General features: G+C 57.5%; 8 protein-coding genes. 6 read left to right on the forward strand and 2 right to left on the reverse strand.

Annotated features, from left to right (window positions below):
- Positions 1–133: 133 nt before the first annotated feature.
- Positions 134–385: a hypothetical protein gene (locus HY067_20710; GenBank protein MBI3530375.1), complete on the reverse strand. Its 252-nt coding sequence runs from the start codon at positions 383–385 to the stop codon at positions 134–136.
- A 300-nt stretch (positions 386–685) separates the two neighbouring features.
- On the opposite strand from HY067_20710, the gene HY067_20715 reads away from it, so the two are divergent.
- The gene (locus HY067_20715; protein ID MBI3530376.1) at positions 686–1,630 is read left to right on the forward strand and encodes a nitronate monooxygenase; all 945 of its coding nucleotides are present in this window, start codon (positions 686–688) and stop codon (positions 1,628–1,630) included.
- A 199-nt stretch (positions 1,631–1,829) separates the two neighbouring features.
- On the opposite strand, the gene HY067_20720 is transcribed toward HY067_20715, so the two are convergent.
- Entirely contained in the window at positions 1,830–3,452 is a 1,623-nt protein-coding gene (locus tag HY067_20720) for a peptide chain release factor 3 (GenBank protein ID MBI3530377.1), read from the reverse strand.
- Positions 3,453–3,689: 237 nt separating this feature from the next.
- Here HY067_20720 and HY067_20725 point away from each other — a divergent pair, with 237 nt between their 5' ends.
- The 5 genes from HY067_20725 (at position 3,690) to HY067_20745 (ending at position 9,307) form a co-directional block, all read left to right on the forward strand.
- Entirely contained in the window at positions 3,690–5,216 is a 1,527-nt protein-coding gene (locus tag HY067_20725) for a Fic family protein (protein ID MBI3530378.1), read from the forward strand.
- A 135-nt stretch (positions 5,217–5,351) separates the two neighbouring features.
- On the forward strand, positions 5,352–6,482 hold the full coding sequence (locus HY067_20730; GenBank protein ID MBI3530379.1) for an ABC transporter substrate-binding protein: 1,131 nt from the start codon (positions 5,352–5,354) through the stop codon (positions 6,480–6,482).
- Between the two features lie 795 nt (positions 6,483–7,277).
- On the forward strand, positions 7,278–8,087 hold the full coding sequence (locus HY067_20735; GenBank protein MBI3530380.1) for a TIGR04255 family protein: 810 nt from the start codon (positions 7,278–7,280) through the stop codon (positions 8,085–8,087).
- 221 nt (positions 8,088–8,308) lie between these two features.
- Positions 8,309–8,668 carry a hypothetical protein gene (locus HY067_20740; protein ID MBI3530381.1) on the forward strand — a complete coding sequence of 120 codons (360 nt, stop codon included), beginning with the start codon at positions 8,309–8,311 and terminating at the stop codon, positions 8,666–8,668.
- Between the two features lie 24 nt (positions 8,669–8,692).
- Entirely contained in the window at positions 8,693–9,307 is a 615-nt protein-coding gene (locus HY067_20745; protein ID MBI3530382.1) for a hypothetical protein, read from the forward strand.
- Positions 9,308–9,505 lie beyond the last annotated feature (198 nt).

Here is a 9,505-nt window from a genome sequence, read left to right on the forward strand (position 1 = left end):
GCCTGGTCCAACGGCATGCTCCAATGCAGACTCAGCGAGCTACCCGGCCCGCGTCGTGCAGGAATTGGCAAGACACTGATCGCAAAAATAAAAAGGACGCCCGAAGGCGTCCCTTTTACTTTCCCCGCTCGGCTTAGCCGCGGCCGAGCTTTTCGATGCAGGCTTTTTCGGTCATGGCTTCGAAGCCCTTGCCCTTGCAGGCATTCTTGCCTTTGCAGCCATTCATCGAGCTCTTGCACTCGCTCTGGCCCTTGCAGGCGTTGGCGCCGTAACACTTGATTTTCACATCCTCGGCGTTCGCGGTGCTGATGACGGCAGATGTGGCGAACAGCGCGGCGGCGGTGGTTGCGAGTGCTGCACTGACCATTTTGCGATTGACGTTCATTTAGGCGTACTCCTCTATCGTGGTTTCCTAGGGTGCCGGGGCGGCGGGTTGATCCAGGCCGTTCCGGACGTTCTTACGCAACGCACCCGGCGCTGCGTGAGCGGGGCCCCCTGACCTCGATGGGCAGGAGGGCACGCTCGGTTGGATTTACGTCCGCGCCGGGCGGCTGGATTCAACTGAGATGCAACTTGGTGGAGTCGCCGCCGGCACAGCTTGACTCCCCGGCGACCGGCAGGCAAGTTACGCGGCGGATTTCCTTAAGGGGGCAATGTGTCGCTAATCAGCAAGCTGAAGGGCCAGATGTCGCTGCCGGTCATCGGTGCGCCCATGTTCATCGTCGGCGTCCCGGCGCTGGTCATCGAGCAATGCATCAACGGCGTCATCGGCTCCTTTCCGGCGTTGAACGCGCGCCCCGCCGAACTGCTGGATTCCTGGCTGGAGCAGATCGAGGGTGCGCTCGACGCCCATCGAAAAGCGCAGCCCGGGGCCAGAATCGCCCCGTATGCCGTCAACCAGATCATCCATCACTCGAACGACCGGCTGGACCGCGATCTCGACGCCTGCATCCGTCATCGGGTCCCGATGATCATCACCAGCCTGCGTGCGCCGGACGATGTCGTGAAGAAGGTGCACGAATATGGCGGCGTCGTATTCCACGACGTGATCAGCATCCGGCATGCGCAAAAGGCGTTGGCCGCCGGCGTGGACGGATTGATCCTGGTCTGCGCCGGCGCCGGGGGCCACGCCGGTGCGCTCAGTCCCTTCGCTCTATTGCGCGAAGTGCGCCGATTCTTCTCCGGGCCGATCGCGTTGTCCGGTTCGATCACCGACGGCTCCGGCATTCTCGCGGCCGAAGCCATGGGCGCGGACTTCGCTTACATGGGAACGCGCTTCATCGCCACGCGGGAAGCCAATGCCGTGGAAGTCTACAAGCAGATGATCGTCGACAGCAGCGCGGCCGATGTGGTGTACACGCCGTTCTTCACCGGTGTGCACGGCAACTACCTCAAGCCCAGCATCGCGCGCGCAGGCCTCGATCCGGACAACCTCGCACCCGCCGACAAGACCTCCATGGATTTCGGTTCCGGACGAACCAAGGCCTGGAAGGATATCTGGGGCGTGGGGCAGGGTATCGGCAACATCGACGACCTGCCATCGGTGCGCGACCTGATCGCGCGCTTGCGCGAGGAATACGAAGCCGCACGCCGTCGTTTACAAATCGCCCCGACCGGGGCGACCGTCTAGCAAAGTCAACACCCAACGCAGAGGCGCAGAGGACGCAAAGGACGCAGAGGAAAACGAAAGACAGGGGAGGGTGACGGTAGCTAATGTTACCACGACAGGTACTGCAACGATCGCAACCACTTTGCTCTTATCCCCTCGTGCATTTCTCTGCGCCCTCCGCGTTCTCTGCGTCTCTGCGTTGGGTGTAATCCTTAGGGTACTAGGCGATATCGGCAATGCGATCCGCCATGAGGCCGGCATGCTCGCGTTGTTTGTGAAAACGGATCCCGGGGAAACGATCTTCGACCACTTTCATTTCGAACGTCGTGTTGGTCAGCACGGCCAGTGCGTCGGCGGCGTCCCGCGCCAGGCGCCCTGCATTGCCTTCCACGAATTTATCGAAGGCAACCGGATCGTCGGACGATACCCAGCGCGCGCAAGTATAGGGGGCGGGTGAAAGGCGCGCTTCCACGCCGTACTCATGTTGCAGCCGGTGCGCGGCCACGTCGAACTGCAGGCTGCCGACCGCGCCGAGCAGCATCATGGTATTGCGCAGCGGACGGAACACCTGGATCGCGCCTTCTTCGCCGAGCTGCAGCAATCCGGTGCGCAATTGCTTGGTCTTGAGCGGGTTCACGACCTCGACGATGTGGAAGATTTCCGGCGCGAAAAAGGGCAGACCGGTGAACTGCAGGTCCTGGCCGTCGGTCAGCGTGTCGCCGAGCTGGATGCCGCCGTGGGTCGGGATGCCGATGATGTCGCCCGCATAGGCTTCGTCGAGCAGTTCGCGGCGCTGCGAGAGGAAGGACACGACGTTGTTGGGCCGGATTTCCTTGCCGGTGCGCTGGATCTTGAGCCGCATGCCGCGCTCGAAGTGTCCCGAACACACGCGCAGGAACACCACGCGATCGCGGTGCGCGGGATCCATGTTGGCCTGGATCTTGAACACGACGGCGGAGAAACGGCTGTCGCGGGGATCGACTTCACCCTGCAACGCCACGCGCGGCTGCGGCGGCGGAGCGATGTCCACCAGCGCATCGAGTACCTCGCGCACCCCGAAATTGTTGATGGCCGAACCGAAGAAGGCCGGCGTCTGTCTGCCCGCGAGGAATTCCGTGCGCGAGAAGGCCGGCGTCGCCCCGCGCACCAGTTCGATGTCGTTGCGCGCGCGCACAAACTCGTCGCCGAAGCGCGTAGGCAGCGAGGGATCGTCGAGCCCGAAGACGATTTCTTCCTCGCCGTCGAGCCGGTCTTCGCCGGGACGGAATACCCGGATGCGGTCTTCCGCCAGGTCGTAGACGCCGCGAAACGACTTGCCCATGCCGATCGGCCAGGAAAACGGCACGACCGACATGCCCAGCGCTTTCTCGATTTCGTCGATCAGGTCGAGCGGCTCGCGCACCTCGCGGTCCATCTTGTTGATGAACGTGATGACCGGCGTGCCGCGCGAGCGGCAGACTTCCAGCAGCCGCAGCGTCTGCGCCTCGACACCGTTGGCGGCGTCGATCACCATCAGCGCCGCATCGACTGCGGTCAGCACGCGATAGGTGTCTTCGGAGAAATCCTTGTGCCCGGGGGTGTCGAGCAGGTTGACCACGTGTCCGCGGTACTCGATCTGCATCACCGAACTGGCGACCGAGATGCCGCGCTGCTTTTCGATTTCCATCCAGTCGGAAGTGGCATGGCGCGTGGCCTTGCGTGCCTTCACGCTGCCTGCGATATGGATCGCGCCGGCGAACAGCAGCAGCTTCTCGGTAAGCGTGGTCTTGCCGGCGTCCGGGTGGGAAATGATGGCGAACGTGCGCCTTCTCTCGGTTTCTTCTGCAATATTTACGTCTGACATTTGCCGAATTTCTTGAATGTGTACTCCAGTATGTACACATTCGGAATGTATCCACACAGAGAGACGATTGGCAGGCCCTGGTCAAAATTCCGAGCCTCACCACCAAGGGAGTAAGCGCATCGATGTATTGGTATTTCGCATTATAACCTAGAAACGGGTTGACACAATAACCTAAGTACAGTACAACAAAATAACCTATAAACAGGAAGACAGAACAACCTGGGGAAGATCCGAGATATGGCAGCCCACTCCGACAAACTGGCTGAATCCCTGGCATTGCTCAAATCAATCCAGGATCGGGGAATCGTTGCGATCCGCGCCAATCATCTTACCCGTACTCATCGGGAGCGCCTCCTCAAAAGCGGATTCATCCGGGAAGTGATGAAGGGCTGGTATGTCCCCGCCCGTCCTGACGAACCGGCGGGAGAAAGTACCGCCTGGTACGCCGCATTCTGGGGATTCTGCGAGGACTATCTTAACGAGCGCTTCGGTGAAGAGTGGTGCCTCAGTCCCGAACAATCGTTGGATATTCATATCGGTGACTGGACCGTGCCGAAGCAACTGCTCGTCAGATCGCCGAAAGGCGGAAACAAGCCCACCGAATTGCCATTTGGGACATCCGTTTTTGATATTCGTCTGGAGCTGCCCGCGACACAGGATATCGAAATAAAAAACGAGCTGAGGATCATGACTCTGCCCGTCGCTCTGATTAACAGTGCGCCGAACCAGTTTACCGCGCATCCGATAGAAATGCGTTCAGCATTGGCCATGGTCGCGGATGCTTCAGACGTATTGAGCCACTTACTGGTCGGGGGAAATAGCAAGGTTGCGGGAAGACTCGCCGGGGCCTTCCGCAATATCGGCCGCGGCCGGATTGCCGACAACATCGTGGAGACCATGCGGACCGCAGGCTACACGGTCAATGAAAGCGACCCCTTCGAAGACAAGCCGTCCATCGCCATCGACGCGCGGGAAACATCGCCTTACGTAAACCGCCTGCGCATGATGTGGGGAAAAATGCGGGAACAGGTTCTGCGCAACTTCCCTGCCGCACCCGGACTGACCCGAAATAGAACCGCGTACCTGAAGAAGGTCGGGGAAGTCTATGCCAGCGATGCCTATAATTCTTTATCGATCGAGGGCTACCAGGTCAGCGCGCAACTCATTGAGCGCGTGCGTTCGGGGAACTGGAACCCAGACCGCGTCGTCGGTGATCGTGATCATCTGGACGCGCTCGCTGCGCGTGGGTACTGGCAAGCCTTTCAGAGTGTGAAGAAAAGCATTGGCAAAGTGCTCAACGGCGAAAGCCCGGGACGTATCGTCGAGAACGACCATCGTGTCTGGTACCGGGAACTCTTCGGGCCTGGCGTCACGGCGGGCATTCTCAAACCGTCGGACCTCGCCGGGTACCGGAATTCCCCCGTTTACATTCGCCGGTCCATGCACGTTCCACCCCGCCACCAGGCCGTGCGCGAATTAATGGCCGCTTTCTTTGAACTGCTGCAACAGGAAAAAGAGCCTGCGGTCAGGGCGGTGCTCGGACACTTTGTGTTCGTGTACATACACCCGTATGTCGATGGAAATGGGCGCATAGGCCGTTTCCTGATGAACGTAATGCTGGCATCCGGCGGCTATCCGTGGACTGTCATCCCAGTAGAGAAACGCTATGACTATATGGCCGCGCTGGAATCAGCCAGTGCGGACCAGGACATAAGACCGTTCGCCAAGTTTCTGTCCAATCTGGTTCACAAAACGAAGGCGTAAGGCTCTTTCGTAACCGAACATGATTGCTTGTTGAAGCCGTCCGGCGTCCTCGCGCCGGGCCGGATTGGGGCGCCGGTCCAGATTGGGGCACAATGATCGGAGCCTGCAAAAAACAAACAGAGGAGGAGGCAGCAGATGAAAACCGCAATCTTCAGGTTTATCGCAGCTTGTTCGCTGGCCGCATCAATGGTATCGCCAATTGTCGCCGCCGAGCCGATCGTGTTCGGCCTGGTCGACGAAGTCACCGGGCCGCAGGCCGAGGCCGGCGTACTTACCGCGCAGGGCGTGAAGCTCGCCATCGAGGAAATCAATGCGGCAGGCGGCATCATGGGCCGGCAGGTCGAACTGCGCATCGAGGATAACCAGAGTACGAACCCCACCACGGTGCTCGCCTACTCCAAGCTCCTCGAAAGCGGCGTCGTCGCCGTCCTCGGGCCGTTGCGCAGCACCCAGGTGCAGGCCGCCTCGCCGACGATCGCCAAAGGCAAGGTGCCGGCGATGATCGGCGGCAGCGACCCGAGCCTCACGCGCGTGAACAATCCCTGGATCTTCCGCGTGCGGCCGAACGATCTCTACTCGTCGAAGGTCATGGCCGAGTTCGGCGTCAAGGAACTCAAAAAGAAGAAATGGGCGATCGTGCATTCCACCGATACGTTCGGCAGCGGCGGCAAGAACGCGCTGGTCGAAGCGCTCAAGGCGCTCGGCATCGAACCGGTGATGATTGCCGGTTACACCAACAATTCCCAGGATTTCACACCGCTCGCATTGCAGGTCAAGAGTTCAGGCGCGGAAATCATCGGCAGCTACATGACCAACGCGCCGGATGTCGGGATCTTCGCGCGGCAACTGCGCCAGATGGGCGTGCAGGCCGACTGGATAGGTTCGACCTCGGTCGTAACCGATACCGCGATGAAGCTCGCCGGCGAGAGCCTGTGGGGCGTCTACAGCGTTGCCGATTTTGCTATTGAGGCCAACGAGGAAAGCCGCGGCTACGCGAAACGATATCGCGCCAAGTACGGCGCCGATCCGGACCTGTTTTCGGCATGGGCCTACGGCGGGGTCTATCTCCTCAAATATGCGATAGAAAAGGCCAAGTCAACCGAACCGGATGCGATCCGCAATGCGCTGCTATCGACACGCGGGCTCAAAGGGGTCGAGGGGACCTACAACTTCGACCAGAACGGCGACGGCGTGCACGGCTACAACGTCGTCAGGAACGAAAAAGGCAAGGTCGCGTTCATCAAGCACGTCGAGTTCGATCAATAAACCAGCCGGCTTGAGGCCTGCATTGGGAGCGTTGACGCAGATACCCTACGTGCGTAGCACGTCGGAGTACCCTTTTTGGATGCGGAGGGGAAAAGAGAGGGCGCAGAGGAGAGCGAGAATGCGGGCCAGCAGTTGCGGTAGTTGTAACCGAGTCCAATAATTGAAATTGTGTCAGTTCGTATTGGGTATCTGCAAACGGCCGAGGCTGTGTCAAAACTCAAAATCTGCGGTTGGCGCAATGGCTTTCCCCCCCACTCGGGTCTGGTTACTTCGGAACAAATGACAAGCGTATTTCCACTTCTGCCACAGTCTGTATTCGCTGGGAGATGTGCGGTCCCACCGCAAAGAACTCGCTGCGAGTTTTTACACAGTCTGGGCCAGGAGCGATCGTTCGAGGACGGGACTTATGTCATCAGCTTGGGGAGCTTTAGACGATGGATTCGACTCCGACCCGCTAACGCCGCAGATTCTAAAACTCCCAACGAGGTCTTTCAATGTGGGGCACAGCCGCTGGTACCAATACTGTAGGCGGGTAGCGTCAGGAGTTATCGGCGACCCGCCAGCAGCTGTTCTGAACTAACTGAGGTCGCTAGCGAGAACTGGAAATTCGGCGGCAAAACGACCTTTAACTCCACAGGCACCGCTGTAGCCCTTGCATGCCACAGGGGCGCGGTTGCGGGACCCTCCTGTGGATTTTGCGCGCCAGCCTTTTTTTGCCGGCAGCATAAGTTGTGCTATCTTCAACAATTAAAGAGTTCCGGTCATCGCTAACGACCAGCAAATCGACCACGAAAAATGGTTACAGTGACCCCAGCCGGGGGCAAGCACGCAATCAAGAACGTCATATTTGCGCTTGAATGGCAAACACCACTTGATCCCAGCGTGATTGCACAGATATCGGCATTGCATGACAAGTTCAGGGAAAAGTTACCGCGCAAACTCGATCAGCAAGCGGTCACCATTAACATTGGCGCTGTCGCTCAACCGCCAAGTACGCCAGCTATACCGCAAATTGTTGGCGTGATTTTTGATAGGACAAAACCGGACGGTGAACCCGAATGGTCAATCAACGTAAATCAAAACATACTCATCGTCCAGTGCGGCGCGTACTCTCGGTGGATCCCGATACGTGACGAAGCGTTCACGTACTTTAGGAGCATCTTGCCTCTCACATTAGAGCATCACCCGATTAGCACGATCGGCCTTCAGTACACAGACGAGTTTGCAATTACCGGCGAATTTAACAATGCACCGTTTGATCGCATCTTCGACTCTAAAAGTAGGTATATCCCCCAAAACGCGTCGCAATTGACAGATCTCTGGCACAACCATCACGGATTCTTCGAACGATTTGAAGCAACGACAGCGCACCGTCGACTAACGAATGTAAACGTAACGCTCGTGAATCAAGCCGATCGCAGGCTAGTTCAGATCATTAGTTCCCACAAATGCCTGCTTGATGCGCCGACAGCCGACTGGAGAAAATTAATCGAAAGCCAGGAAAGCATTTTGCTAACGCTGTTTGAGAAAATGCACGTGTTGAACAAGACTATAATGTGCGACCTTTTAAACGCGGATATAAGAAAACAAATTGGTCTCGAATGATTATCTTGCGTAACTATCGGAGTGTAACAATGTTACTTGAGACTGTAATTGCACTGACACTGATGTCTTCGAGCACTACGCCGACGGCAAGCGTATACCGTATTGCGGAAACGCCTGCAGAAACCCGCTCATCATCTCCGGTGACAAGCGCGACGCTGCAGAGTCCGGCTTTCCGTCGAATTAGTGTCAGCACCTCAAATGATGACCGAACTCATTCCGACTTGGCCCGCACCGCGGCGCTCCAAAAAGCCGAAGTGACGATTGACAGCTTTGGGTCTCTAGAAGAGGGGTGGGACGGGTATTCCGCTATCCGTGTATCTGAAGCAGCTATCGAACAGGCGAAGCTCTTCCTTCGACTTATCCCTGTGCGCGTGCCGATTCCAAAGGTGACCCTGTCTAGTGGGGGAGAGATTGCTTTCTATTGGAAGCATGGGGATTCGTACTCTGAAATAGGACTCAATGGCGACGGCACGTATTACTATTTTGCCGAGATTCGTGGCAAACGCATCGGTGCCGACCCCCTTAAACTTGGAGCCCATCCATTTCCAGAGGCGTTAGCTCGTAGCTTGGCGTCCGCATAGAGTCAGCGGAGCGTCTTGGTAGGCATGGACTGCAAAACTTTTTTTGCAGGGCTTCTGGCGAAGCGCCCTAGGGATTTCGCCAAACTCATTGAAAATGACTTTTCCAATGGTGCGTGTGAAGCGCACTCGATAAGCCCGCATTCATCGGGACCAGTCGGCGATCCTGAAATCGTATATCGCCAGATATTCGCGCCGATGCACATTGATCCTGAAACGAAGGAAGTGGTGCCGCTCGCCTTTGATGATGCCTCCTCGATCGGTTTATCGGTCAATCGCACGCTACACATTTCCTTTAGGGGCGTTTGTGCCCTAGGAGAAGACAAAGCTAATCTTGATCGAACAAAGGGCAAGACGGACAGAGTCTTCCTCGGAGTGATTGAGGCACCCGTTAGCGACGTGCGAGGAATACTTCAAGAGAAGGTGCGGGGCTTCTTTGTTTACGACACCGCCACTCAAACTGTCCCGTCACACGCAGACATATGTCAAAAGTCGGGAGGTACCCGGGACGTACGTGCCGGAGCCCGTGTGGATCTTTGCAAATCCTTTTCCAAAAGGCCGTTACGAAATAGTCTTTTTAGAGCCATTAAAGACGCGACGCTCGCGATACTTGGCAAGGCACGGAAGAAACTGGGAATTTAGTGACTCAGACGTGCCGTAGTTGTGACGCAAAGAAGTGGTGTCTCGCAAAGAAGTGGCGTCTGGCCTTCATGGCACTACCTTAAGCCGCAAGGAGTGCGAGGAAATAGGGTGGCTGAGAGCCTCGCGTTGTTAAGATGGTGGTGTCTGAAGTCACCGTCCATACAAGGAGGATCAGCCATGTGTGAAGATAGCAAAAAA

The sequence above is a fragment of the Betaproteobacteria bacterium genome (genome assembly GCA_016194905.1).
GTDB lineage: Bacteria > Pseudomonadota > Gammaproteobacteria > Burkholderiales > JACQAP01 > JACQAP01.

Bases quoted from the DNA above. Each gene is read 5' to 3' on its own strand.
- HY067_20735 (MBI3530380.1), top strand. From the start codon at position 7,278: ATGGTTACAGTGACCCCAGCCGGGGGCAAGCACGCAATCAAGAACGTC.
- HY067_20745 (MBI3530382.1), top strand. From the start codon at position 8,693: ATGGACTGCAAAACTTTTTTTGCAGGGCTTCTGGCGAAGCGCCCTAGG.
- HY067_20725 (MBI3530378.1), top strand. From the start codon at position 3,690: ATGGCAGCCCACTCCGACAAACTGGCTGAATCCCTGGCATTGCTCAAA.
- HY067_20730 (MBI3530379.1), top strand. From the start codon at position 5,352: ATGAAAACCGCAATCTTCAGGTTTATCGCAGCTTGTTCGCTGGCCGCA.
- HY067_20710 (MBI3530375.1), bottom strand. From the start codon at position 385: ATGAACGTCAATCGCAAAATGGTCAGTGCAGCACTCGCAACCACCGCC.
- HY067_20720 (MBI3530377.1), bottom strand. From the start codon at position 3,452: ATGTCAGACGTAAATATTGCAGAAGAAACCGAGAGAAGGCGCACGTTC.
- HY067_20715 (MBI3530376.1), top strand. From the start codon at position 686: ATGTCGCTGCCGGTCATCGGTGCGCCCATGTTCATCGTCGGCGTCCCG.